Genomic DNA, 24,980 nt, shown 5'->3' on the forward strand with positions numbered 1-24,980 from the left:
CGTTCTGATCGCATGACTCGTTTCATCACCAAGAACGGCAAGGTCATCCCGCTGAACGGCGGAGGCGGTGGCAAGAAGGGCGCCGGCGTGGTGGTGGCAGGAGCGTTGGCGCTGACCGTTGCCGCAGGCACGGGTGGCGTCACGACCATCGGCGGCCTCGGCACGGCTGAGGTGGGCTCGGGCGGGTCGTCGTTGCGGCTCGGCCCCCGCAAGGCCGAAGGTCAGAAGACCGCACGCAAGGGCGACGCCGAGGGCGCCTGGCAGCGCATGGGCATGAGACAGCTGAAACGCACCGCCAGGCAACAGGCCGAGTGCGTAGCGGTGTCGTTCGGCGAAGTCCGCGAGTTCTTCACCCGGAACCGGTGCACCTCGCTGGACCGAGTCCTGTTCGCGGTGGCCGACGGTGCCGGCAACACCGCTGTGATCTCCGTGGTCTGGGTCGGCCTCGCCTCGGACAGCGACGCTCGCAGGTTCCAGTCCGTCATGAACAGACATGGCAGCGGTGACATCACCCCGCTCGGCAGCCACCTGCTCGACATGGCCGAAATCCACTTCACCGGCCTGCGCTACGGCAGCGATCGCGACGGCAGAACGGTGACAGTCGCGGAGGCTGAGACAGCGAGTGGTCAGGTCGACGACGACACCCTGGACGCACTCGCCGAGGTCGCTGCTCACCTACCCCGCGTCTAGCGAGCAACAGCCCGTCGAGGTTGCCAACTCAGCACGGCCGGCCTCTCGTCGACGTTCTCTGCGAACTCCGCGCACACCTGCCAGACGACCTCCAGGTCGTGCAACGACGTCTGGGGAAACTCGCGGGTGTTGTTCATGTAGTCGAAATGGACCAGTTCGTCCGTCGCCTCAGCGCTGCTGTTCCAGCTGAAACAACCGTCCTCGGCACCAGGGCCGGTGAAGTAGAGCGCACCTCGATCACCGCTCACCCCGACATCGAGAATCGGGTGTGCATATGGGTTCTCCGCGTCGACCAGTTCGAACATGATCGGGTAGCCGACCGTCCCGCTGACCTGGGTGAGCAGTTCGACCAGCTCATCGGAGGACTCCACGCGGACGCCGTCGTCAGCGTCGGAGTTCCACCAGACCTTCAGCGCCACGGCGATCTCGCTCCTCCCGCGTACGTCTTCTTCATCTTCACGCTTTGTTGATCACAACCGTGGCCTCGGTGATTCCACTTCGCGCCATGCGGGCTGCCAGTTTGATCTCGACGTCGACTGCGGTGACGGGGGTGTGACGAGCGCCGAGTTCGCGAAGTCGTTCAACGGCCGACCGGTGGAGATGATCTTCCCCGCTCGAGATCGGCGCGGCGGGCTCCACGCCGTTCGAGGTGAACCAGCGGCCGTGCGTCTTCTGGCCGGATCCTCGTCGAACTGGTGCGGGCAGTTCTTTGCGCAGATCGTCGGCTCGCCTGCACTCCATCGATCGCGACACTCAAGGTCTTGTGCAGCTCGGTGACCCGGACGACGACATGGGAGAAGTGAGCGTTCGTTGCTTCGACATCTGGCTGCAGGCTGCCCCCGACCGCCGAAGCCAGCAGGCTTTGGGCGCCGTCGACCAGATCGGACGCGGTTCGCATGGCCGCGCCGGCTTCGGCGGCTTTGTCGAGCACGCTGTTGAGGCCGATGCCGATCTCTTCCAGCGTTGCCACAGCGACGAAGCTAGGAGTGCGGCTGTCTCGACTCCAGGACTTCGGCCTGAATCTCCCTGAAGGAAGTAGCTCTTGGAGCCGGCGCAAGCCTCACCTTTGAGTCGCCAGGTGCAGCTCATCCAGCACGACGCGGATCAGCGGGTGGTCCTCGGATCCCTGGCGCACCGCAGCCACCACCCTGCGCAACGGCGCCACACCGGACACGGCGCGCCGCACCGCCGTCGCACCACCGACCCGCACCCCGCCCACGGCGTTCCTCGGTGCCAGCGCCACTCCCGCACCGGCCGCCACCAGCGCCTCGATCGCGCGGAAGTCGTCAGACGTGTGCCGGATGCGCGGCGTGAACCCCGCCTGCGCGCACGCCATCTCCACGACGTCCCGCAACGGGTTGCCGGGCAGCGTCACCACCCAGTCCTCGTCGGCCAGCGCCGCCAGGTCCACCGGCCCGGTCGCCGGGTGCCCTGGCGGCAGCACGACGTCGAAAGGCTCGGTGTACAGCGGGAACCGCGTGAAGCGCTCGGTCGTGCGGTGTTCCTCGGTGATCGCCACGTCGATCTCGCCGTCGAGCAGCAGCCGCACGCTCTCGTGCCCTTCGGCGTCGCGCACCGACAGTTCGATCGACCGTTCCTTCAGCGCCGCCAACGCCGGTGCCACCACCTGCGTGATGGCCGACGCGAACGCCGCCACCGCCACCCGCCCGGCCGTGCCGGAGGCGAGAGCGTCCAAAGTGGCCTGTGCGCGTTCCAGTTCCGCCGCGACGACGTGGGCGTGCGTGACGAGCAACGACCCCGCCGGCGTCAGCGACACCCTGCGCCCCTTGCGCAGCAACAACGGATGCCCTGCCTCGGACTCCAGTGCCGCCAGCTGCTGCGACACCGCTGACGGCGTAAGGTGCAGCGCGGCGGCCGCGGCCGTCACCGTGCCGTGGTCAGCCAGCGCGCGCAGCACGCGGAGCCGTCGTGGGTCGATCACCGCTCAATGATGGGGGATTCCACCGGAGCGTTCACGGGGACGTCCTGCGGCACGATCGGCTCGAACGCCACCTGCTCCAGCAGCAGGTACTCCTCTTCCGAGATCGGCGTCTGGGCGGGCAGGCCGAACTGGGCCGAGGTGATCACGTCCTTCTTCACGAGCGGCCGCCAGGTCTCCGGGTCGACCACCAGCCGCGTCTCGACCCCGGTGAACTGGAACGTCGCCGGCGCGGGGACCACCACCCCGATGCCCGAACGCCCTTCGTGCACCGACACGTCACCGAGAGAGCGCGCGCCCTTGAGCGACTCGAGCAGCTCGAACGCCGCCCGCCGCTGGTCGTTGCGCACGTTCGAGGCCATCAGCTCGATCGCGAGCGAGCCGACCCGGTAGTCGTCCGCGCCCACGACGGTCTCCAGCGCATTGCGCAACTCCCGCGGCTCCGCGGGCAACGAGTCGAGCGAGTCGAACCGCACCTGGCTGTGCAGCGACATCTGGAACCCGGAGACGTCCGTCTTCTGCACGGCCGGCTTCAGCGGGCCGATGCGCACCAGCCGACTGCCACCGACCTGGGGCACCGCCTCCGGCTTGCCCGCCGCCTCCCACTCGTTCCCGCCGTCCAGCGAGAACACCGACACCTGGCCGTCCTTCTGCAACACCGTGACGTGCTGGTTCGCCGACGTCCACCGGTCGGTCTTGGAGTCGATGACCACCGCGTAGGGGTCCGCCGGATCGCCGACCATCATCAACGACCACTGCCGCGACAACGCGTGCCACCACTTCGCGGGAGCAGCGGGCTGCACGGGCTGAGGAGGCGCAGGAAGCAACACGACCGCAAGCACGATCACCGCGGCGATGACCGCCAACGGAGCAAACCGCCGCACGAACTGCTTCCTCGCGGGCTTCTCCCTCGGCAACATGACGATGCGCGCGAGATCGCGCTCCATCCGGTCGCGATCGACCTCGGGAGCAGGAGGCTTGGCCTCGGCCAGGTTCTTCAGGACGTCTTCCATGACTCCCTCGCGCTGTCGAATTTCGGAGTCCACAGAGCAGCCTGCAGCCGCCGCCGAGCACGGTGCAGCCGCACGAAGAACGTCGCCGTCGTGCACCCGAGCACCTGCGCCGCCTCAGCAGCCGCCAGCCCGTGCCACGCGACCAGCGTGAGAACCTCCTGGTCGTTCTCGGACAGGCTCGACAACGCCGCCCGCAGCTCGATCACCGCGAAGTCGTCATCCGCGGGGAAGTCGACGAGCTCGTAGGTCGTCGCCTGGCGCTGCGCGGAACGCACGAGGTTGCGGGCGATGCCGAGCAGCCACGGCAGCGCGTTCGACGGCATCTGCGCGGACTTGCGCCACGCGATCGTGAAGGCCTCGCTGGTGATGTCCTCGGCGAGCCTCGGCCCCGCGTGGCAGGCGGCATACGCGAGCACCCGCGGGTAGCACTCGCGGTAGACAGCCGAGAAGTCCTCCACGTGAGGAAGTGCTCCGGACGTGCCGATTCTTACCGTGATGTGACGCGCATCACGTCGCGGAGGAACGCGGACCACGCCTCGCTCGACACGGTGAGGTGGGTGGCCGGCGCCTTGCTGTCCCGGATGCCGACGCCGTGTCCGACCTCGACGCAGTCGCTGGAGTCTGCGCTGTACGAGCTCTTGCGCCAGGTCGTCATCTGGAACGCTCCCTCAGATCAGGATGCTGTTGATCAGCGCCATCGATTGTTCCGGATCCATGGCCTGAGCGTCGAGCACCTTCAGCACCGAGGCGTAGATCGCCAGCGATTTCGCGTCCTCGAGGAACAGGCCGGAATTCTTGCCCTCCAGGAAGACGACCGGCTCGAACTTCTCGTAGCCAAGGCGAAGAAAGGAACCGGAGACGCCGGCGTGTGCGCCGATGGCGGTGGGCACGATTCGTACGGTGATGTAGTCGCGCTGCGCCATCATCAAGAGGTGGAGGTACTGGTCTTCCATCACGTCCGGCCCGCCCACGGGTAGACGAAGGGCCTGCTCGTGCATGTAGAACACGAACGTGCGGCTCCAGTGGAAGAGATTGCGGCGTTCGAGCTTCGCCGCGATGACCTTCTCGTAGTCGACAGCGTCCTTGCGAGCTTCTGCTTCGATGACAGCTCGCATGTAGTCGGCGGTCTGGAGGTGGCCGGGGATGAGGTTCATCGACCAGACCGTGATCTCGTTGGCGAGGCGCTCCTGGGTGAGCAGTGTCGGCACCTGGTCAGGCGGTCCGTCGGGAAGCTTGAGGTAGCCGCACTCCCGCGTCTCGCGGAACAGGCCGACCAGGTATCGGATCTCGAGCGGCTCGACGTGGCAGAAGCCGAGCAACTGCATCAGGTCCGCCTCGGTCACCCCGCCCTTGCCGCGGACCATGTCGGAGAGCTTGGCCTCGTCCCAGCCGAGGCCCTCGGCGAGCTTGCGGTGGGTCAGCCCGTTCCGTTCGATGATGTTGCGAACAGCGTCACCGAACTCGCGTCCCACCACACTGGACTTTCGTCGTGGCATGGCGAAGAAACTAGGAGAAAGACCCGTACCGGCTCCATTGTTTCCTTCCGAATGTGCCTGAAGGAAGTAGTTTTTGGAGCCGGTACAAGTCCTACCTTCACATCTTTTCGCGTGCGGCGATAAACGCGTCGACGGCGCGGTTAACGTCCTCGGTCGTGTGTGAAGCCGACATCTGCGTGCGAATGCGCGCCTTGCCGTGCGGCACCACGGGGTACGAGAACCCGATGACGTAAACGCCCTGCTCCAGCAACAGATCGGCCAGCTTCGCCGCCTCCGCCGCGTCCCCGATCATCACGGGGATGATCGGGTGCTCGCCGGGCAGCAGGTCGAAGCCCGCCTCGGTCATCCGCCGGCGGAACAGCTCGGAGTTCGACCGCAGCTGGGTGAGCAGCTCGGTGGACGACGACAGCATGTCCAGCGTGGCGATCGCGGCGGCGGTGATGGACGGCGCCAGCGAGTTCGAGAACAGGTACGGGCGCGAGCGCTGGCGCAGCAGTTCGACGATCTCCTTGCGACCGGACGTGTACCCACCGGACGCACCGCCCAGCGCCTTGCCCAGCGTGCCGGTGACGATGTCGACGCGGTCCTGCACGCCGAACAGCTCGGGCGTGCCGCGGCCGGTCGGGCCGGTGAAGCCGACGGCGTGCGAGTCGTCGACCATGACCAGGGCGTTGTAGCGCTCGGCCAGGTCGCAGATCTCGTCCAGCGGCGCGAGGTAGCCGTCCATCGAGAACACGCCGTCGGTCGCGATCAGGCGGTAGCGGGCGTCGGCCGCGTCCTTGAGCTGGCGCTCCAGGTCGTCCATGTCGCGGTTCTTGTAGCGGAAGCGCTTGGCCTTCGAGAGGCGCACGCCGTCGATGATCGAGGCGTGGTTCAGCTCGTCGGAGATGATCGCGTCCTCGGCGCCGAGCAGCGTCTCGAACAGGCCGCCGTTGGCATCGAAGCAGGAGCTGTAGAGGATCGTGTCCTCGGTGCCGAGGAACTCGCTGAGCTTGCGCTCCAGTTCCTTGTGCGGCTCCTGGGTGCCGCAGATGAACCGCACCGAGGCCATGCCGAAGCCCCAGTCGTCCAGGGCCTTCTTCGCGGCCTCGACGAGCTGCGGGTGGTCGGCGAGGCCGAGGTAGTTGTTGGCGCAGAAGTTCAGCACCTCGTCGCCGGAACCGACCCTGACGCTGGCGTTCTGCGGGGTGGCGATGACGCGTTCGGACTTGTAGAGCCCGGCCTCCCTGATCTCCTCGATCGTCTTGAGGAGGTCGTTCTTCAGCTCGCCGTACATCAGGCTCCCGTCCAGTCGAGGATGACCTTGCCGCACTTGCCCTCGCGCGCGGTGGCAAACGCCTCCGCGTGCTGCGTGTGGTCGAACCGGTGCGTGATGACCGGTGCGAGGTCGAGGCCGCGCTGCAGCAGCACGGTCATCGAGTACCAGGTCTCGAACATCTCGCGGCCGTAGATCCCCTTGATGTGCAGCATCTTCAGCACGACGCTGCTCCAGTCGACGGAGAACTCGTCCGCGGGCAGGCCCAGCATCGCGATGCGGCCGCCGTGCGCCATGTTCGCGATCATGTCCCGCATCGCCACCGGCTTGCCGGACATCTCCATGCCGACGTCGAAGCCCTCGGCCATGCCGAGTTCGGCCTGCGCGTCCGCGATCGTCTTCTCGGAGACGTTCACCGCGAGGTCGACGCCGACCTTGCGGGCCAGGTCCAGGCGGTGCTCGGAGATGTCGGTGATCACGACGTTGCGCGCGCCCGCGTGCTTCGCGACGGCGGCGGCCATGATGCCGATGGGACCGGCGCCGGTGATGATCACGTCCTCGCCGATGACGGGGAAGCTCAGCGCGGTGTGCACGGCGTTGCCGAACGGGTCGAAGATCGCGGCCACGTCCAGGTCGACGGGCGTGCGGTGCACCCAGGCGTTCTGCTCGGGCAGCACGACGTACTGCGCGAACGCGCCGTTGGAGTGCACGCCCAGACCGCGCGTGTTCGCGCACAGGTGGCGGCGGCCGGCCTTGCAGTTGCGGCACGTCCCGCAGACGAGGTGACCCTCGCCGCTGACCAGGTCGCCCACTTTCACGCCGGTGACGGAGGCGCCGATCTCGACGACCTCGCCGACGAACTCGTGCCCGAGGACCAGCGGCGCCTTGATGTTGGTCGCGGCCCAGTCGTCCCACGAGTCGATGTGCAGATCGGTGCCGCAGATGCCGGTGCGCAACACCCTGACCAGCACGTCCGTCGGACCCGGGGTGGGGTCGGGGACGTCGGTCAGTTCGAGTCCAGGCCCAGCGGCGACCTTGACGAGAGCCTTCATGCGGGAAGTCTCACCCTTTGCTGCTTGTGCAGTCCATCAGGACTTTCTGAAGTTCTTGTGCAGCTCGGCTTCATTGGCGATGTTGCGCACCATGCCGCCGAACACGATGCCGTGGAACGGCCAGACGGCCCACCAGTAGAGGTGTCCGGAGAGGCCTTTGGGCACGAACACGGCGCGTTGGCGGTAAGTGGACCCGTGTCCCTCGTTGGCCGCCACTCGAAGCTCCAGCCACGCCTTGCCGGGCACCTTCATCTCGGCCCGCAACCGCAGCAGCCTGCCGTGCTCGATCTCCTCGACCCGCCAGAAGTCGAGCGCCTCCCCCACGTACAACCGCTGCGGATCACGCCGCCCGCGCCGCAGCCCCACCCCGCCGACCAGCCGGTCCATCCAGCCCCTGATCGCCCAGGCCAGCGGGAACGAGTACCAGCCGCGTTCGCCGCCGATGCCCTCGACGACCTCCCACAACCGCTCGGGCGAAGCGTTCGTGCGCTGCTCGCGCTCGTCGGTGTACACGGAACCGCCGGACCAGCCCGGGTCCGTCGGCAGCGGCTCACTCGGCGCACCCGGCAGCGTCGCACCCGACCACCGCGTCTCCACGTCCGCGTCGAGGATCTTGGTCAGCGCCAGCTCGACGGCCTTGTCGTAGCCGGTGTTCTCCCCCGGCAGCACCTCGCGGATGTCGTTCTCGCGACACACCACCTCGTGCACCAGCGACTCGATCAACGGCTTCGCGATCGACCGCGGCACGGGCGTGACCACGTTGACCCAGTGCGAAGACAGACCGGGCGTCAGCAACGGCACGGGCAGCACCCGCCGCTTGGGCAACCCGGCGACCTCGGCGTACCGGAGCATCATCTCCAGGTACGTCAGCACGTCCGGCCCACCGATGTCGAACGTCCGGTTCTCGTTCTCGAGCGTCGTGGCCTCGACCAGGTAGCGCAGCACGTCCCGCACCGCGATCGGCTGGATCCGGTTGTGGACCCACCGCGGCGTCACCATCACCGGCAACCGCTCGGTGAGGTAGCGCAACATCTCGAAGCTCGCCGACCCCGACCCGATGATCACCGCGGCCTGCAGCACCACGGCCTGCACGTTCGACCGCAGGAAGACCTCGCCGACCTCCTTGCGCGACGCGAGGTGCGGCGACAGCTCGACGCCCTCCGGATGCAGTCCGCCCAGGTAGACGATCCTCTGCACGCCTGCGCGTTCGGCGGCCTGCGCCGTGTTCTCGGCGGCCTTCCGGTCGGCGTTCGCGAAGTCCTTGGAGTTCAGCGAGTGCACCAGGTAGTGCACGACCTCGACGTCCCGCATGGCCTCGTCGAGGTCGTCGAGGACGTCACCCTTGACGATCTCGACGTCCGCGGCCCACGGGACGTCGCGCAGCTTCTCCGGTGAACGCACGAGACAGCGGACCTCGTGCCCTTCGGCCAGCAGCCTGGGCACGAGACGTCCGCCGAGGTACCCGGTCGCGCCGGTCACGAGGCATCGCATGCCCCGATCCTGCGGTCTGACGTGACCGTTCGCAGATCAGGAGGCCTGCGGGGACAGTCCGTCGAGCACCACGCCGACCGCCCTCTCCAGGACAGCGCGGTCACCGCGGACGTTGGCCAGTGCTGTGATCAGCACGTACACCTCGCTCACCGTCGCGTCCACGCGCACCTCGCCCGCCTGCTGGCCGCGGGACAGCAGGTCCGCGACGGCCTCGCGCAGAACGGTGGCCGCTGCCACCGCCTCGCCGGCGGGCACTTCCAGCAACGCGAGGAGCGCGATCTTCGCCGGAGCGGTGAAGACCATCTCGCGGAACGTCTCCCGGAACGCCGCCCCGGCGTCCGCGGCCTCACCCCGCGCTCGAGCTGTGTCGGCGAGCAGGGTGAGGTGCCGGACGACAGTGGCCTCGACCAGCGCCTGTTTGGTCGGGAAGTGCCGGAAGACGGTACCGATCCCGACCCCGGCCCGGCGCGCGACCTCCTCGGTCGAGCCGGCGCCGCCCGCCTCGCCGAAGACCTCCTCGGCGGCGGCCAGCACCCGGTCCCGGTTCGCCCGCGCGTCGCTCCGCATGTGCTCATCTTCTCCCGCTGCGGGTCCGCTCCCGCAGGCACCTTGTTATCCGGAGTCTCGACTCCGTATTATCCGGAGTGAAGACTCCGAATGAGAGGCGTGCTCTGATGCGAACTCCTGAAGACGTGTTCTGCGGCCTGCTCGACGGCGTTCGCCGGCTCCGCGGCGGTGATCGCGACCAGGTCGACCGGCTGGCCGGGTACTACGCGGAGAAGACCGATGTGCGGCACCCGATGGCACCGCTCGGCGACACCCCGATCCTCAGCCGGGAGGCGCTCCGGCAGCACTTCGCCGCGGCGGGACGGCCGAGGCCGGCCGGGTTCCGCGTCGAGGACGTGCGCGTCCACCACACGGCCGATCCCGAGGTGGTCATCGGCGAGTTCACCTACCGCGGCGACGAGGGCTGGGCGGTGCCGGGCGTCATCGTCCTGCGGGTTCGCGACGGACTGATCGTCGAATCGCGCGACTACTTCGACCACATCGGGCTCGCTCGGGCCGCGAACGCGCTCGACGCCCTCTGCGCTCAGCTGACGAGCGGGGTCAGCGCTTCTTCTTGATCACCACGGTCCCGCCGCGCACCGCGCCCTTGAGCTGGAAGTGCGGGCTGCCCGCCGTGTTGCGGACCTTGTCCTTGACCTCGCCGGCGGTGATCTCCACCGCGTCGAAGTCGACCGACGCCCCGGCCGGCAGCAGCATCTTCACCGTGCCCAGCGACACGTCCAGGTCGACGTTGACGACCGGCGGCACCTCGGCGGCGGTGAAGTCGAGGTTCGTGGTGCCCAGCGTGTTCCGGATGACGAGCTCGTTCGGCACGACCCAGTGACCCTTGCGGGTCGTGGTGCTCATCGTGTTCTTCAGCTCGGTCCGCTCGCGGGCCAGCTCGTTGTTGACCATGCCGGGCAGGTCGACCAGCACGGCGTTCAGATCAGCCCTGGTCTTCGCGGCGAGGGCGGTGTCCGTGCGGACGGTGAACTCGTCCAGCGTGATCATGCCGCGGCCCACCGCCTTGTTCAGCAGGCTGACGACGTGTTCGCGTTCCGCGTCGGACACGCGTAAGTCTCTGGGGTCTGTCATTTCTCTGCCTCCGGTTCGGCGTCGAGACCGTGCTCGATGGCATAACGCGCCAACTCCACCCGGTTGTGCAGTTGAAGTTTCCGCAATGTCGACTGGACGTGGTTCTCGACCGTGCGGTGGGAGATCACCAGGCGGTTCGCGATCTGTCGTGCGGTCAGGCCCTTGGCCACCAGCCGCAGCACCTCGGTCTCCCGATCGGTGAGCTGCGGCTTCTCCTCCGAGTCGTCCGGCGCGGCGGCCATGCGCCGGTACTCGCCCAGCACCAGGCCCGCGAGCCCGGCCGTGAACACGGCGTCCCCGGCGGCGGTGCGGGACACGGCCTCGACCAGTTCCTCCGAGGACGCGGACTTCACCAGGTAGCCGGACGCGCCCGCCTTCACGGCCTGCAGCACGTCGTCGTGCTCGCCGGACGCGGACAGCACGAGCACGCGCGTGTCCGGCAGCTCGCTGGTGATCATCGCCGTGGCGTCGACCCCGGAGAGCTCGCCGAGGTTGAGGTCCATCAGGACCACGTTGGGACGCACGGCCTTCGCGATGCGCACGGCCGAGGGCGCGTCGCCCGCCGTCGCCACGATCTCGAAGCCGCGCTCCTGCAGATCGCGCGCCACGCCTTCACGCCACATCGGGTGGTCGTCCACGACCATCACCGAGACCGTCATCTTGCCGCCCCCTTCCTGAACACCCGAACCTCCCATTCCGTGCCCTCCCCCGGCCCGGTCTGGAGCTCCAGCGTTCCGCCGAGCGACTCCACCCGGCCTTTGATCGACTTCTCGATCCCCATCCTGCCTTCCGCGGCGGCCACCGCGATCCGGCCTTCCGGGATCCCCGGTCCATCGTCCCTGACGCTGAGCACGATCTCCTCGCCGAGGTCTTCCAGCAGCACCCAGGCCCGCGCGTCCTGCCCGGCGTGCTTGTCCACGTTGGACAGCGCCTCGCGCACCAGCGACGTGAGCTCGCCGGCCGCCGCGGACGCGAACATCACCTGCGTCGCGGGCGTCGACACCTGGATCCTGGGCGTGGCGAGGACCTGCAGCCCGGGGCGCAGGTCGATCTCTCCATCCACAGTGGAGTCGACGGGGGCGGCGGCCACCAGGTTCCGCAGCGCCACCTCCTGCTCGCCGGCCATCTGCGCCAGTTCGGCGGCCTCGCCACCGACCTCCAGGCCGCGCTTGCGCACGCGGGCGAGGACCTGCAGCACGCTGTCGTGAATCGAACGGGCAAGACGTTCGCGCTCCGCCGTCGCCGCTTCCGCCCTCAACGCCTGGGCGAGCAGCACCGCCGAACGCCGTGCCGTGGCCGACGCCATGCCGACGACCATGCCCGCACCGGCGAGCAGCACGACGTCGCGCAGCAGGTCGAGGCTCGGCACGCCCTTGCTCAGATAGGTCGAGAGGCCGACCACGAGGCCGCCCGCGAAGCCCGCGTAGGCCCCGCCGAGCGCGCCCAATGCGACCGCGGGCACGCACGCCCAGATCGTCGTGATCAGCGGGACGTTCAGGGTCAGGAGTTGGTGGTCGGACATGATCAACGGCGACAGCGACATGAGACCGCAGGTCAGGGCCAGGTCGACGAGCACGATCGGCCACCGCCTGCCCCACGTCGTGCTGTAGGCGCGGCTGGTGAAGACGGACCACAGCGCCATCACCCCGAGCGTCGTCCACGCGAGCCACGGCCGGACGTAGCCGGACTGGTTCGCGATGACGTTCGCCGCGGCGAAGAGGAATGTGACTATGCGTAGCGCAATCGTCCCGCGCCAGATGGGTGTGGCCGGGTCGTCGATCACCTTCGTCACACGTTCGGCAGGCTCTTTGGGCACGCTGTGCTCCTTTCGGACACCATCCTGCCGCGTGAACGTGTGCTGGCTAACCCCCAGGTGGCCGTCTTCTGCCGAACGGAGGAATGTGCGACGCTCTCCGGGTCCGGGGGAGGGCGAATGCGGGTGCGCGACTGGCCGTTGTGGACATTGCGGCGGCCCGCGCTCTGCTACTGGTTGTTGATCGACGCGCTGGCCCTCGCCACCGTCGTCTACGCCATCGTTTCCTCCGAAACGCCGTCACCCTCCGAAATCGCCAGGTTCGCCGCCATCGCGGGCACGGCCGGTGCGGTGATCATCGGCAGCTCGATCTACAGCCACCGCCTCGGCGAGACCGAACGCAACCCCTGGGCGGCCCACCTCAGCTACCTGACCGCCGGCATCCTCGCCCTCCCGCCGAACCTGATGGTGCTGCTCCTCTTCGGCCCGGCCCTGCACTGCCTGCTGGCCCAACGCCCGGAAACCCACCGCTGGCTCTTCACCCTCAGCGCCACCACCCTGGCCGTCTTCACCACGCGCTACCTGCTCGGCTGGGCGGACCCGCACGCGAACCTCCTGGTCCTGACCCTGGGCGCGAGCGCACTGCTGATCTTCCGCGCCGCCCTGATCGCGTTCGGCCTCAAGCTCCGCCGCCCCACCTCCACCTTCGAGGAGGCCGTCGGCGAACCCATCGACGCCGTCCTGGGCGTGGTCGCCGTGTCGATCGGCGGCCTCATGGGCTGCGTCGCGGAGTCGAACGCCGTCCACGCCCTCATCGCAGGCCCACCCCTCGCCCTGCTGGAACGCGCGGCCCAACTCCCCCAATGGCGCCGCTCCGCCCAGCGCGACGCGAAGACCGGCCTCGCCAACGCCGTCCACTGGGACAGCCGGGCCCGCTACGAACTCACCAAGGGCGCCGCCCGCATCCGCCCGATGGCCGTCATGCTCCTCGACCTCGACCACTTCAAGAGGGTCAACGACGAGGTCGGCCACCTGGCAGGCGACGCCGCGCTGGCCGCGATCTCCCTGCTGCTGCGCGGCACCGTCCGCCGCGGCGATCTCGTCGGCCGGTTCGGCGGCGAGGAGTTCGTCGTGCTGCTGCCCGAGGCCACCCCGGACGAGGCCGAGGTGGTCGCCGAACGCGTGCGCAAGGCCGTGGCAGCCCTACGCGTGCCCACGATGGCTACCAACGGCCAACCGCACGAGCTTCACGGACTGACTGTGTCTATAGGGGTGTCGACGACGACTCGGTTCGGGTACGAGCTGCCGGACCTGTTGGTGGCGGCCGACGCGGCGTTGCTGGCGGCCAAGGCCTACGGCCGCAACCTCGTCTCGATGGCCTAGTTCGCAGTGGCCATGGCGCGTGGTTCACCGCGCTCGATCCGGCGTTCCGCTCTCACCCAGCTGTGGAACGACGTCGCCTTCGTCCACTGGAGCGTTGATCCTGGTGCGGTGGCGCATCTTCTGCCTTCCGGCACGGTGCCGGACGTGGTGGACGGCCGCACGTTCGTCGGGCTCGTCGCGTTCCGCCTGCATTCGTTCGGCTGGCCCCGGCTCGGCAACGTCTGGAGCTTTCCGGAGACCAACGTGCGCCTCTACGCCACCGATGCGGCGGGGCGGGCAGGTGTCGTGTTCCTGTCCATGGACGCCGCGAACCTCACCTTCTCCCTCGCGGCGCGTGCCACCGCACGTCTTCCGTACATGTGGTCGGACATGACCCTGAGCCGCGCGGAGGACGTGATCAGCTACACGTGCCGGCGCAGGTGGCCTCGTCCCGGTGCGACGAGCAGGCTCGCGGTCCGGGTCGGCGAGCGCATCGCGCAGCCGACTCCGCTGGAGCAGTTCCTGACGGCGCGGTGGGGTCTGTACACCACCCTGGCCGGGAGGACGGTCCACCTCCCCAACGACCACGCTGACTGGGACCTGCACCGAGCCACCGTCGTCGAGTGCGAGGGCGACCTCGTCACCGCCGCGGGGATCCCTGGCCTGGGAGAGCCGATGAGCGTTCTCCACTCGCCGGGAGTGCGGGCGAGGTTCGGCCTGCCCTCCCGGTGCCAGCCCTAAGCGTTCTTCAAGTACTTCTCGATCTCCGACGCCATGTGCTCGTGCGCGAACCGCGCCTTCGCGAACCCGTAGGAGAACAACAGCGCAGGCGACTCGAACGTGACACCCACCCTGATCCGGACCTGGTCGTCGCCGGCCTCCGACACCCGCACGTGGCTGCGCAACGTCGTCCGGGGCTGCTGGTGCGCGATGGTCAGGACCTCGTCCTCGCTGCGCACCACCAGGTCCGCGCGGTAGGTGATGTGCATGCCCACCGGCCCGAGCTTCAGCCGCGACGTCACCGCGGTGCTGCGCAGGACGTCCGGCGACGGTGGCGGCACGGCATCCGCGCGCACCGCCAGCGGGTGCATCGTGACCAGCCGCGGAACGTCGGCCATCAACTCGACCGCCGACGCCACCGTGCCCGGACCGGTGATCGTGTACTCGAAGGTTCCGGTCCGCACCGCTTAGAGCTCCTTGACCCGTTCGCTCGTGTCGTCCTTCGGCGCCGTGTCCTGAGGATTCAGCACGTCCACCTTCTCCGGCTTCTGCTCAGCATCCGCATCGGACACCAGCGACCGGATCCCGGAGTTCAGCACCGCCAGCAACGGCACCGCCAGCAACGCCCCGGCGATCCCCCCGGTCACCAACCCACCGGCGATCGCCAGCACCACGGCCAACGGGTGCAGCTTGACCGCACGCCCCAGCAGGATCGGCTGCAACACGTGCGACTCCAGCTGCATCACACCGATCAGAACCGCCAGCACCACCAAAGCCGCGATAGGCCCGTTGGTCACCAACGCGATCAACACAGCAACGGCACCCGTGAACACCGCACCGATGATGGGGATGAACGCGCCGAGGAACACCAACGCGGACAGCGGCACCACCAAAGGCACGCCGATGATCGCCAGGCCGACACCGACGCCGACGGCGTCCACGATCGCGACCACGGCCGTGGCGCGCACATAGGAAACGAGAGAGCCGAACCCGCGGCGGCCGGCCACGTCGACGCGCTGACGCACGTCGCCGGGCACCGCACGCGTCACGAAGCGCCAGATCCCGTCACCGTCGTGCAAGAAGAAGATGAGGGTGAACAGCGCCAGCAGGAGCCCGGTCAGCAACTCGCCCAGGGTCGCGGCGGTCGTCAGCGCACCGGACGTGATCTCGGCCTGGTTCTCCTTGATCGTCCGCACGATCTCGTTGACGTAGCCCTGCAACTGCTGGTCCGACAGGTGCGCTGGCCCGTCCTTCAGCCACTTCTGGATGGTGTCGAGCGACGCCGCCACCTGGGACTGCAGTTCGGGGAGGCCGCGGGAGAACTCGCTGATCACGAACGTCAGCACGCCGCCGAGGACGCCGAGACCGATGATCATCATCAGGGTCACCGCCACACCGCGCGGCACCCGCCACTCGACGAGCTTCGAGACGCCCGGCGACAACAGCGCGGCCAGCAACAGCGCGATAGCGACGGGGATCACTATCGACGCGAGGAAGCCGAACACGTAAGCGACCACGTACAACGCGGCCACCACAACGACGAACCGCCAGCTCAGCGCTGCACTCACCCGCAGCAGCTTCGGAACGCGGCCGCTGATCTCCGACTCCGGCGTGCTCATGGACCTCACGTTAACTGTTCGGACCCTCGCCAAGCCGGAACTCCACCAGGGATGATCCGACTCGTCAGGGGGAGGACGAAGTGATCAAGCCGGAAGACTTGACCGATGTCGAGCGCCAGGTCGCCGGCGCCTACGCGAGCGGTACCGAAATCGACCTGACCGGGCAGAGCGCTCGCGGCGAGGTGCTCACCGGTCTGCTGACCGGCATGTACCGCGTTCCGCGCAAGGGACTACCCGCTCTGCGCCTGCGCAACGCGCGAATCACGGGCAAGTTCGAACTGGAGGGCACTCGCGTCACGCGGGTCATCGACCTCACCCACTGCACGTTCGAGGAACCGCTCGACCTCCGCATGGCCCGGCTCATCGGCCTGAGGTTGCGCGGCACCCGCGTCCCAGGACTGCAGGGCCGCAACCTGAGGATCTTCAGCGACCTGGTCCTGGAGGCCGGGTTCACCTGCACCGGCACCGTCGACCTCACCGACGCCGCCGTGGACGGCACGCTCCGGCTCGCCGGCGCGGTGCTGCGGTCCGACACCGACCACGCGCTGCTCGGCGCCCGGCTGCGGGTGAGCGGGTCGGTCCAGGCCATCGCGATGCGGGCCAACGGGGAGGTGCGGCTGCGCGGTTCGGTGATCGGCGGCAGCGTCCACCTCGGCGGCGCCCGCCTGATCAACACCGGCAAGGACGCGCTCGACGCGTCCGGGGTCGTCGTCAACGGCAACGTCTTCTGCAACGCCGAGGGCGGCCGCTTCCAGGCGGACGGCCGGGTCCTGTTCGACGGCGCGCGCGTCGGCGGGAACCTCGAGTTCACCGGCGCGCGGCTGAACTCCACCCACCAGGTCGACAACCAGGTCCTGGTCCTGCCGCACGGGTCCGCGGACGAGGCCGCGACGCTCGTGGCCGACCGCATCCGGGTCGAGGGCAACCTCGAGCTCGACGACGGCTTCACCAGCACCGGCACCGTCCGGCTGCCCAACGCGAGCATCGGCGGCTACCTCCGGTTGTGCGGCGCGGTGATCGGGCCGCGCGAGGTCGCGGAGGAACTCGCCGGTGACGTCACCAACCGCATCCCGGTCGCACTGCACGCGGACGGCATGCAGGTCCGCGGCGACGTCGAGGCCCGCAGCGCCGTCAACGGCGGCGGCACCCGTTCGCCGGCTTTGCGGACCTACGGCCAGGTCCGGCTGTCGAACGCGCACATCATGGGCAGCGCCAGCATGTCCGGCGTCTCGCTGCACGGGCCCGGCATCGACGTCCTGTTCGCCGACCGCCTCCAGGTCGGCGGCACGCTCTTCCTGCGCGAGCTGAAGGCCAAGGGCTCGGTCCGCCTCCAGAACGCGAACATCGGCTCCACGCTCGACATGTCCGGCGCCGAGCTGACCCTCCCGAGGCTGCGCCCGAACGGCACGCAGAAGCCGTCGCTCGACGCCCGCGCCATCACGATCGGCAAGGACCTCCTGTGCAGCCGCGGGTTCACCGCCGTCGGCGGCGTGCGGATCCGGCTGGGCGAGGTCGGCAAGATGGCGACGTTCAGCGACTCGCACCTCGGCTCGACCTCGGCCGACATCGCGTTGAACGCCTACGGTCTCACCGTCCACCAGTTCCGCCTGCACATCCCGCAGGGCCAGCAGCCCAAGGGAAAGATCGTGCTGAGCCGGCTCAAGGCGGTGTCGGTGACCGACGGGCCGGGGCTGTGGGACGCCGAGGGCGGCGTCGCCGTGGACGACTTCGAGTTCGCCGGCATCACCGCCGACCCCGAGGTGCCGGTGCAGACGCGGCTCGAGTGGCTGCTCAAGGTGCAGCCGGACTTCGCGCCCGGACCGTACGAGCAGCTCGCCGCCGTCTACACGCAGGGCGGCGAGGAGGAGCTCGCGCAGAAGGTCCAGCTGGAGAAGCAACGCCGCCGCTACTCCGAGCTCGGCCGCGCCGGACGGGTGTGGGGCGCGGTGCAGCGGTGGACGGTCGGCTACGGCTACCGGCCGTGGCTCGCGATCTGCTGGCTCGGGGTGTTCTGGCTCTCCGGCGCGCTGTGGTTCGCCTGGCACCCGATGGTCAAGCTCAACAAGGACGAGGACCCGGTGTGGAACGCCGCGCTCCTCGCGCTCGACCTGTTGATCCCGATCATCGACTTCGGCCACGACGGCAAGTGGCAGTTCACCGGTGCGTCGCAATGGATATCCGCGCTGCTCGTGGCCGTCGGGTGGGTCCTCGCCTCGACCGCGGCGGCAGGTGCCGCCCGCCTGCTGAAACGCGTGTGACCGAGGAGAAGCGTTCACACGATGTGGTTAACCGTGTGCTCAGAGCGTGCATTCGGGGTGGATGGACTGGCAGAGTCGCCGACGTCGACTTGATCAGCATGATCGTCGGCGAAATCCCTTGAGCGCCACCGAGTAGCGAGGATTCCTGCGTTGTCCGCTGATCTGCGAGCGAAGACGGGAGCGAACGGCATCCGCCGGTTCGCCACCCGAGCGCTGCTCGCCGTCGGCGGAGCGATCGCGGGTACTGCCGTCGCCTGGGCGCTCACCACTTCGGCGGCCAGCGCGGCCGACGAGGTGCCCCCCGCCGACGCGCAGCAGGTCGACGTCGTCAGCAAGCTCGTCGCCAAGACGGACGAGAAGCTGCCGGTCGCCGTTCCCGCTGCCAAGGCGGTGCACAAGATCGACGAGACCCTGCGCGCGGAGCACGAGAAGGCTCGCGCCTCTCTGCCCGACGTGCAGGTCTCCCAGGCGGTCGAGCAGATCGCCGTGCGCATCCTGCCGCAGGTCACCAGGATCGGTCAGTCCGAAAGCCCCGCCACGGCGCGGTCGCTGGACGTGACGTTCCCGGAGACCCCGGCCACCACCACCCCCGCCCCCGAAGCCGTTCAGTCGACGGCTCCGGTGGTTCCGCAGGTCACCGGCGTGTCCGGTGCCAAGTGGACGGATCTGTTGGAGCACAACGACTTCGTCGTGCCCTCCGAACAGCGTCCGTCCCTGCCCAGCGACCCGATGCCGAAGCTGCCCGTCCCGGCCCCCGCGCCGGTGCAGTGCTCTTCGTGCCACGACGGTTCTGGTTCTGCCAAGGGCAGCGTCTTCGCTGCTCTCGCTGCGTCCGGCAACGCTCACGGCATCTCGTCGACGCGCGCTCTCGCGCCGTCCACCGACGAGGTCACCGTGACGCCGGGCAAGCAGCCCGGTATCAACCCCGACTGATTCCAGCGCGCGGTCCGCGGCAGCCTCCTCCCCCGGCTGTCCGGAAGTCGACCGTCGCGCTTTTTTCTTGCGCTCATTTCGGTCGATCACCGCGTGCGACTCCCCCGGTGATGGCGCGCCTTCCCCTGCGCGCTTCGGCCCCACCCCCTTGAGCCCCCGTCGCTTTAGACGGGAAACCGAATGAAGGAGTTCTAATGCAGACCTGGGCAAAGCGCGGACTTCAGACCGCGTTTGTCACTGGTGGTTTGCTGATGCTCGGTACGGGCATCGCTTCTGCTCAGGAGAACGTCGACCCCGACGCCGCGCCTCCGGCCGTCGACGTCGCGGCCGCTGTTCCGATCAAGGCCGACCAGAACAAGCTGGCCACCCCGGTCCGGGAAGTCACCCTCCCCAAGGTCGACCGGACGATCAGCACGGACCGCGTCACCGGCGTGGTTCCCACCCGCACGGCAGCGCCCGTCGCGAACCCGCTGGTTCGCCAGACCGGCGAGCGCCTGCAGGGCACCCCGCTGCAGAACGTGGTGCGCGGCAACACGATCCAGGCACACGTCGACGTGCCGATCAACATCTGCGGCAACGCGATCGCGGTCCTCGCGAACACCCAGGCGACCGGCGACTGCACGCAGACGACGCACCGCGACGGCACCATCGTCACCGATGGCGCGGGCCAGGCCCTCGCCGGCAACGTCGTGGCCGTCAACCACATCCTCCCGGTCCAGATCACCGGCAACGCGATCGCCGCGGGTGGCAACGCCACCACCGACACCGACGCGCGCCAGGTCTCCACGACCGGCGGCGACATCACCACCAACGGTGACAAGGGCGCCATCTCCGGCAACGTCATCGCCGAGCACGGCGCGACCCCGGTCCAGATCACCGGCAACGGTGTGGGTGCGGCCGGCATCGCCGAGGCCGCCTCGACCGCCGACACGTTCGCCTCCTCCGAGGGCGACGTCCTGACGAGCGGCAAGAGCAGCTCGATCTCCGGCAACGCCGTGCCCGTCGCCCTGGCCCCGCTGGCCGAGGTCAACGGCAACGCGGCCGCCGCCGCGGGCAACGCCACCACCGACTCGGTGCAGGCCGGCACCGCGTACGCCGGTGGCAAGACCGACACCAACGGCGACCCGGCCACGCTGGCCGGCAACGTCGTGGCGCCCGCCCTCTCGGGCCCCGTCACGGTCGACGACAACGCCGCCGCAGCCGGTGGCAACGCGACCGCCGTCAGCGAGACGACCAACGAGTCGGTCGCCGGTGGCATCATCCACACCTTCGGCGACGGTTCCACGGCGTCCGGCAACATCGCCGGTGCGCCGATCGCACTGCCGACCTCCGCGGGTGGCAACGGCGCGTCGATCGTCGGCAACGCGCTGACCGACCACGCCAACGAGTCGTACTCGAAGTCCGGTGGCGAGGCCTACACGGTCGGCGACCACTCGGTGCTGTCCGGCAACATCGCGGACGTCCCGCCGGCCACGGCCATCGACGTGTGCGGCAACGGCGCGACGCTGGCCGGCCAGGCCGCGGGCACCTGCGAGAACGACGTCAAGTCGATCACCTCGGGCTACCAGGGCACGACGGGCACCGACTCCGTCATCTCCGGCAACATCGCGTCGACCCCCGTCGCGACGCCCGCCGAGGTCTACGGCCTCGCCGCCACCCTCGGTGGCCAGGCGACCGGTTCGGCCGACGAGGTCAAGGAGGTCCGCTCCAGCGGTACCCCGAACACCGAGGACGACCACGGCACGGTCTCCAGCAACATCGTGACCGCCCCGACCGCGGCCGCGCCGCAGGTCTTCGCGGTGACCGCCGGCCTGGTCGGCAACACCTTCTCGGACACGTCGAACGACACCACGGTCAAGGCGGGCAACAACCCCCACGCGACCGGCAAGAAGGGCTCTGTCGCCGGCAACATCGTCCAGGTCCCGACCTCGACGCCGGCCCAGGTCTTCGCCGACGGTGTGACCCTGGTGGGCAACAACGTCACCAAGGGCGACAACGCCACCGACATGAAGGCCGGCGGCGACGCCATCACGACCGGCGAGAAGGGCTCCATCGCGGGCAACGCCGTCTCGGCTCCGGTCGCCACGGGCACCCAGGTGCTCGGCTGGTCGGTCGGCGGCGGCAGCAACGTCGACGCCTTCTCCACCAACTCGCTGTCGTCCGTCGCCGGTGGCGACGTCAACAGCAACGGTGACCAGGGCGCGGTCTCGGGCAACCTGATCGGCGCGCAGCCGGCCGTGCTCCCGGCCGTTCCGGGCAACACCGTCGCGGCGGCGGGCATCACCAACTCCGACGTGGTGTCCGACACCAAGGTCATCTCCGGTGACGACAGCTACACCTCGGCCGACGACGCCTCGGTGTCCGGCAACCTGGTCCACGTCCCCGCCAACGCCTTCGCCGGCGTGTACGCGGACGCGGTCGCTGTCGCGGGCAACGCGACGACGGTCACCGACAAGTCGTCGTACACCCAGGCCGGCGGCGAGATGCTCACGGAGGGCAGCGGACCGCTGACCGCCCGCGAGATGACCGTCCCGGTCGAGGCCGCCGCGAAGCTCGCGCGCATCCCCGTCGAGGTCGTCGGCCAGGCCGTCACCGAGGGCGCGGACAACGACACGCAGCTCACCGGTGAGGACGCCGGCGTCCTGCGCGCCACGCAGCTCAAGGGCCTCGAGCTCCCCAAGGGCGTCGACAGCCTGCTGAAGGCCAACCAGGTCCCGGCGTTCCACGGCCTCGACAGCAAGCTCCCCGTGAACAAGCTGCCGAACCCGGCTGACCTGACCGCCCTCACCGGCCAGCTGCCGATCGCGGGTCTGCCCACCTCGGGTCTGCCCACCTCGAAGCTGCCGACGTCGAAGCTGCCCCTGGCGCAGGAGCGCTCCTCCCTGCCGCTGAACGGCGGCACGGGCAGCATCACGCCGAACGTCCAGGGCCTGCCCCTGGCCCAGGTGCTCCAGGCCGCGCAGGGTCTGATCCCGGCTGGTGCCACCGGGCGTTCGCTGCCGTCCCTGCCGGTGACCGCCCCGGCCCTGCCGGTGCCGGTCCAGCTGCCCGCGCTGCCGACCGAGCGCTCGCTGCCGACGCTCCCGGTCAACGGCCCGGCGTCCCTCTCGGGTGTGAACCTGAACCCGACCCAGGGCCTGGCCCCGAAGGCCGACGAGCGCGCGCTGCCGCAGCTGCCGCTGAACAACCCGGCGCTCGCCATGATCGACCCGGCCAACCTGTTCCAGACGGTGACCGGCTCGCTGTAACACCCCGCAGTTGTAACACCCTCCTCCGGTAAGAAGCTGAGCCCCAGCGACACGACGGTGTCGCTGGGGCTCAGTGCCGTGCGGGGGGTGTTCGTGCTGTCGCGAGCACCTGCCGGGGCTCCGCGTCGCCGTCGCTCGTCACCCAGTGGACCTGCGGACTCGCCCCGACCAGCCGCCTGATGTGCTCGGCGATCGGCGACCCGTCCCCGAAGTCGTGCTCGGCCAGCACCGCCAGGACCGCGTCGCCGTACCGCGCGACCGTGAAGTCCGGCCTCAGACCCCCGCGCAGGACCTTCGCCGCGGTGAGCACGTCGTCCGGTCCGGTGACCAGGACCAGCGTCACGAGCGTGCCCCTCGTGCGAGCGCGGACCAGCGACTGCTCCAGGCGGTCGAGCAGCAGCGCGTGTCCGGGCAACCCCGTCAGCGGGTCGTGCAGCACAGTCCGGTTCTAGCCGAGCCCGGCCCCGTTGACCAGCACCGCACTGGTGGGTTGCCCCGGCTGCTCGTTCACGCGTTCGGATTCGGCACCGCCTTCTCCGCCGCGCGACTCGTCTCCTCCCACGCGGCCCACGTCTCCATCCGCCGCCGCGAGATGTCGAAGGCCACGTCGTAGACCATGCTGCCGAGCAGGAGCCGCAGCGGCGGCTCGTCACTCGCGACCAGCTTCATGACCGCCTCCGCCGCCAGCGCCGGCTCGCTGTCGACCGACCCCTCGGCCCACTGCTTCTCGAGCTCGGCACGAAGCTCGTCGTAGGCGGCGTTCGGCTCGGTCGCGCGACTGCTCGCGTAGAGGTCGGTCCAGTACCCGCCGGGCTGCACGATGGTCACCTTGACGCCGAACGACGCGGCCTCCTGCGCCAACGCCTCGCTCATGCCCTCCAGCGCGAACTTGCTCGCGCTGTACAACCCGGTGCTCGGGAACCCGCCGAGCGCACCGATGCTGGAAACCTGCAGCAAGTGCCCACTCCGGTTCGCCCGCAGGTGCGGCATCACCGCCTGACTGACCCACAACGCACCGAAGAAGTTGAGCTCCATCTGCGCCCGAGCCTCGGCCTCGGTGAACTCCTCCACCATCCCCGCGAACAACGCGCCGGCGTTGTTCACCACGACATCGAGCCGCCCGAACCTCTCCACGGCCCGCTCGACCACGTCGAACACGGCCTCGCGATCGGTGACGTCCACCCGCATCGGCAGCAACCGCTCCGGATGCCGCGCCGCGAGCTCGTCGAGCGGCGACACGTCCCGCGCCACCCCGACGACCCGATCCCCGGCGGCGAGCGCCGCCTCCGTGAACGCACGACCAAGACCCCGGCTGGCACCGGTGACGAACCAAACGCGTGACGCTGAGGCAGTCATCTTGTTCCTCCCAGTGACGAGACGAGACGTCTCGTCTCGTTAACGAGCTGAAGCATGCCTCCGGTCCTGGTGGGTTGTCAAGACGAGACGTCTCGTCTCGCCATTTTGCTAGAGTGACGCCGTGCCCACGCCCGCCACCCCAGACCCCACCCGTCGCAACGACGCCGTCCGTCGCGCCATCCTCGCCGCCGCCCTCGACCAGGTGGGAGAGGTGGGCTACGCGAAACTCACCATCGAGCGCATCGCCAAGACAGCAGGCGTCGGCAAGCAGACGATCTACCGCTGGTGGCCCTCCAAAGGCGCACTGTTCTTCGACGCCTTCCTGGACCTCGCAGGCGACGGCGAAGCAGCAGCCCTCCCCGACACAGGCGACCTCGCCGCAGACCTCACACTCGTCCTCACCGCCACCGTCGCCGAACTGAACGACGAGCGCCTCGACCGAGCCATGCGAGCCCTGCACACCGAGATCGTCCTGGACCAGACCCTGGCCGCCGACTACGCGACCCGCCTCGACAACCCGATGCGCGAACTCAAGAAGGCCCGCCTCCGCGCCGCCCAGGACGCCGGCCAGCTGGCCGCGGACGTGGACCTGGAGGTGGCGGTGGACCTGATCTGGGGACCGATCCTCAACCGGTGGCTGCACCGCACGGCGCCGCTGACCAGCGAGTACGCGGAGCAGGTGGTGGACACGGCGCTACGCGGTCTTCAGCCCCGGCCCACGTCTGGGCCGGACAGGTGAAACCGGCTGATCGGCCGCGAGAACTGCCTGCTGCGGTCATGACTTGGCCCGCATGGAGATCTCCGGGCTGAGCACCGACAGGCTGCACGAGTACGCCGTCTACCTGGCCGCCGCCGAAGCCGCACGCAGGACGCCGCACCGCATCAAGATCCTCGAGGAGGAACGGCGCTTCCGCCTGGAGATCAACGGCAAGCTCGCCAGGGTGTTCTCCCGGCGCACCGCACAGGAACGCCCGATGCGGCTCGGCACCAAGCAGGACACCGAAGGTGCCCACGCGCTGGTGTTCGTGGACCTGTCCTCCGACGTGCCCGCCTTCTACGTGACGCCATCCGCTGTCGAACGTGGCGAGGTTGAACAGCACCACGATCGCTGGGACCGGTTCGACACCTAGTCCGCGGAGCACACCGCCGGACGC

The 24,980-nt window shown here is 69.1% G+C and carries 28 protein-coding genes; 9 read left to right on the forward strand and 19 right to left on the reverse strand.

The features are described from left to right. Positions 1–12 precede the first annotated feature (12 nt). Entirely contained in the window at positions 13–690 is a 678-nt protein-coding gene (locus IE307_RS10365) for a hypothetical protein (RefSeq protein ID WP_191297692.1), read from the forward strand. Here IE307_RS10365 and IE307_RS10370 read toward each other — a convergent pair. The 12 genes from IE307_RS10370 to IE307_RS10425 form a co-directional block, all read right to left on the reverse strand. Beyond that, positions 687–1,109 (reverse strand): Imm1 family immunity protein, encoded by a 423-nt coding sequence (locus IE307_RS10370; RefSeq protein WP_191297693.1) that lies wholly within the window; start codon positions 1,107–1,109, stop codon positions 687–689. The genes IE307_RS10365 and IE307_RS10370 overlap by 4 nt on opposite strands. Positions 1,110–1,146: 37 nt before the next feature. Beyond that, positions 1,147–1,329 (reverse strand): DddA-like double-stranded DNA deaminase toxin, encoded by a 183-nt coding sequence (locus IE307_RS47605; RefSeq protein ID WP_373305981.1) that lies wholly within the window; start codon positions 1,327–1,329, stop codon positions 1,147–1,149. Beyond that, entirely contained in the window at positions 1,271–1,660 is a 390-nt protein-coding gene (locus tag IE307_RS46670; RefSeq protein ID WP_229904595.1) for a hypothetical protein, read from the reverse strand. The genes IE307_RS47605 and IE307_RS46670 overlap by 59 nt, the downstream gene beginning before the upstream one ends. A 90-nt stretch (positions 1,661–1,750) precedes the next feature. Next, on the reverse strand, positions 1,751–2,632 hold the full coding sequence (locus tag IE307_RS10385; protein ID WP_191297696.1) for a LysR family transcriptional regulator: 882 nt from the start codon (positions 2,630–2,632) through the stop codon (positions 1,751–1,753). Continuing rightward, positions 2,629–3,642, reverse strand: coding sequence for a hypothetical protein (locus IE307_RS10390; protein ID WP_191297697.1), 1,014 nt, complete (start codon positions 3,640–3,642; stop codon positions 2,629–2,631). The genes IE307_RS10385 and IE307_RS10390 overlap by 4 nt, the downstream gene beginning before the upstream one ends. Further along, positions 3,627–4,100, reverse strand: a complete 474-nt coding sequence (locus IE307_RS10395; protein ID WP_191297698.1) for an RNA polymerase sigma factor — start codon at positions 4,098–4,100, stop codon at positions 3,627–3,629. The genes IE307_RS10390 and IE307_RS10395 overlap by 16 nt, the downstream gene beginning before the upstream one ends. A 29-nt stretch (positions 4,101–4,129) precedes the next feature. Beyond that, positions 4,130–4,297: a DUF397 domain-containing protein gene (locus tag IE307_RS10400; protein ID WP_191297699.1), complete on the reverse strand. Its 168-nt coding sequence runs from the start codon at positions 4,295–4,297 to the stop codon at positions 4,130–4,132. 13 nt (positions 4,298–4,310) lie between these two features. Next, positions 4,311–5,138, reverse strand: a complete 828-nt coding sequence (locus tag IE307_RS10405) for a helix-turn-helix domain-containing protein (RefSeq protein WP_191297700.1) — start codon at positions 5,136–5,138, stop codon at positions 4,311–4,313. A gap of 97 nt (positions 5,139–5,235) precedes the next feature. Then, the gene (locus tag IE307_RS10410; RefSeq protein WP_191297701.1) at positions 5,236–6,414 is read right to left on the reverse strand and encodes a glycine C-acetyltransferase; all 1,179 of its coding nucleotides are present in this window, start codon (positions 6,412–6,414) and stop codon (positions 5,236–5,238) included. Next, positions 6,414–7,445, reverse strand: a complete 1,032-nt coding sequence (tdh, locus tag IE307_RS10415; protein WP_191297702.1) for an L-threonine 3-dehydrogenase — start codon at positions 7,443–7,445, stop codon at positions 6,414–6,416. Before tdh ends, IE307_RS10410 begins: the two co-directional genes overlap by 1 nt. A 36-nt stretch (positions 7,446–7,481) precedes the next feature. After that, positions 7,482–8,936, reverse strand: a complete 1,455-nt coding sequence (locus tag IE307_RS10420; protein WP_191297703.1) for an SDR family oxidoreductase — start codon at positions 8,934–8,936, stop codon at positions 7,482–7,484. 36 nt (positions 8,937–8,972) lie between these two features. Further along, on the reverse strand, positions 8,973–9,503 hold the full coding sequence (locus IE307_RS10425; protein WP_191297704.1) for a TetR/AcrR family transcriptional regulator: 531 nt from the start codon (positions 9,501–9,503) through the stop codon (positions 8,973–8,975). Positions 9,504–9,610: 107 nt separating this feature from the next. Between IE307_RS10425 and IE307_RS10430 the strand changes: the two genes are divergently transcribed. Continuing rightward, positions 9,611–10,060 carry a nuclear transport factor 2 family protein gene (locus tag IE307_RS10430; protein WP_191297705.1) on the forward strand — a complete coding sequence of 150 codons (450 nt, stop codon included), beginning with the start codon at positions 9,611–9,613 and terminating at the stop codon, positions 10,058–10,060. On the opposite strand, the gene IE307_RS10435 is transcribed toward IE307_RS10430, so the two are convergent. Genes IE307_RS10435 through macS form a run of 3 tightly spaced genes read right to left on the reverse strand, consistent with a single transcriptional unit; the run spans position 10,044 to position 12,393 of the window. Beyond that, entirely contained in the window at positions 10,044–10,553 is a 510-nt protein-coding gene (locus IE307_RS10435; RefSeq protein WP_308436349.1) for a DUF1707 SHOCT-like domain-containing protein, read from the reverse strand. The two genes, IE307_RS10430 and IE307_RS10435, sit on opposite strands and share 17 nt — an antisense overlap. A 20-nt stretch (positions 10,554–10,573) precedes the next feature. After that, positions 10,574–11,236 (reverse strand): response regulator, encoded by a 663-nt coding sequence (locus tag IE307_RS10440; RefSeq protein ID WP_191297707.1) that lies wholly within the window; start codon positions 11,234–11,236, stop codon positions 10,574–10,576. Next, on the reverse strand, positions 11,233–12,393 hold the full coding sequence (gene macS / locus IE307_RS10445; protein WP_229904596.1) for a MacS family sensor histidine kinase: 1,161 nt from the start codon (positions 12,391–12,393) through the stop codon (positions 11,233–11,235). Before macS ends, IE307_RS10440 begins: the two co-directional genes overlap by 4 nt. 117 nt (positions 12,394–12,510) lie before the next feature. Between macS and IE307_RS10450 the strand changes: the two genes are divergently transcribed. Both IE307_RS10450 and IE307_RS10455 read left to right on the forward strand, forming a co-directional pair. Beyond that, positions 12,511–13,713, forward strand: coding sequence for a GGDEF domain-containing protein (locus tag IE307_RS10450; protein WP_308436350.1), 1,203 nt, complete (start codon positions 12,511–12,513; stop codon positions 13,711–13,713). Positions 13,714–13,725: 12 nt separating this feature from the next. Next, complete coding sequence (locus IE307_RS10455; RefSeq protein ID WP_191297708.1) at positions 13,726–14,433, forward strand: YqjF family protein; 708 nt, start codon at positions 13,726–13,728, stop codon at positions 14,431–14,433. Here IE307_RS10455 and IE307_RS10460 read toward each other — a convergent pair. Together IE307_RS10460 and IE307_RS10465 are read right to left on the reverse strand one after the other, a co-directional pair. Further along, positions 14,430–14,876: an SRPBCC family protein gene (locus IE307_RS10460; protein WP_191297709.1), complete on the reverse strand. Its 447-nt coding sequence runs from the start codon at positions 14,874–14,876 to the stop codon at positions 14,430–14,432. The two genes, IE307_RS10455 and IE307_RS10460, sit on opposite strands and share 4 nt — an antisense overlap. Positions 14,877–14,879: 3 nt before the next feature. After that, positions 14,880–16,031 (reverse strand): AI-2E family transporter, encoded by a 1,152-nt coding sequence (locus tag IE307_RS10465; RefSeq protein ID WP_191297710.1) that lies wholly within the window; start codon positions 16,029–16,031, stop codon positions 14,880–14,882. Positions 16,032–16,111: 80 nt separating this feature from the next. On the opposite strand from IE307_RS10465, the gene IE307_RS10470 reads away from it, so the two are divergent. The 3 genes from IE307_RS10470 (at position 16,112) to IE307_RS10480 (ending at position 22,470) form a co-directional block, all read left to right on the forward strand. After that, positions 16,112–18,289, forward strand: a complete 2,178-nt coding sequence (locus IE307_RS10470; RefSeq protein ID WP_229904598.1) for a translocation/assembly module TamB domain-containing protein — start codon at positions 16,112–16,114, stop codon at positions 18,287–18,289. A 150-nt stretch (positions 18,290–18,439) separates the two neighbouring features. Then, positions 18,440–19,222, forward strand: a complete 783-nt coding sequence (locus tag IE307_RS10475; protein ID WP_191297711.1) for a hypothetical protein — start codon at positions 18,440–18,442, stop codon at positions 19,220–19,222. Between the two features lie 194 nt (positions 19,223–19,416). Further along, positions 19,417–22,470 (forward strand): beta strand repeat-containing protein, encoded by a 3,054-nt coding sequence (locus tag IE307_RS10480; RefSeq protein WP_191297712.1) that lies wholly within the window; start codon positions 19,417–19,419, stop codon positions 22,468–22,470. Positions 22,471–22,540: 70 nt separating this feature from the next. Here the strand turns inward: IE307_RS10480 and IE307_RS10485 are convergent, their stop codons facing one another. Beyond that, the gene (locus IE307_RS10485; protein WP_191297713.1) at positions 22,541–22,909 is read right to left on the reverse strand and encodes a nucleotidyl cyclase domain-containing protein; all 369 of its coding nucleotides are present in this window, start codon (positions 22,907–22,909) and stop codon (positions 22,541–22,543) included. A 68-nt stretch (positions 22,910–22,977) separates the two neighbouring features. Further along, positions 22,978–23,826, reverse strand: a complete 849-nt coding sequence (locus tag IE307_RS10490) for an SDR family oxidoreductase (RefSeq protein WP_191297714.1) — start codon at positions 23,824–23,826, stop codon at positions 22,978–22,980. A gap of 121 nt (positions 23,827–23,947) precedes the next feature. Between IE307_RS10490 and IE307_RS10495 the strand changes: the two genes are divergently transcribed. Both IE307_RS10495 and IE307_RS10500 read left to right on the forward strand, forming a co-directional pair. Further along, positions 23,948–24,565 (forward strand): TetR/AcrR family transcriptional regulator, encoded by a 618-nt coding sequence (locus IE307_RS10495; RefSeq protein WP_191297715.1) that lies wholly within the window; start codon positions 23,948–23,950, stop codon positions 24,563–24,565. Between the two features lie 52 nt (positions 24,566–24,617). After that, positions 24,618–24,956, forward strand: coding sequence for a hypothetical protein (locus tag IE307_RS10500; protein ID WP_191297716.1), 339 nt, complete (start codon positions 24,618–24,620; stop codon positions 24,954–24,956). Positions 24,957–24,980: the final 24 nt, after the last annotated feature.

Origin of the sequence: Lentzea cavernae (genome assembly GCF_014653695.1) — a bacterium.
Lineage (GTDB): Bacteria > Actinomycetota > Actinomycetes > Mycobacteriales > Pseudonocardiaceae > Lentzea > Lentzea cavernae.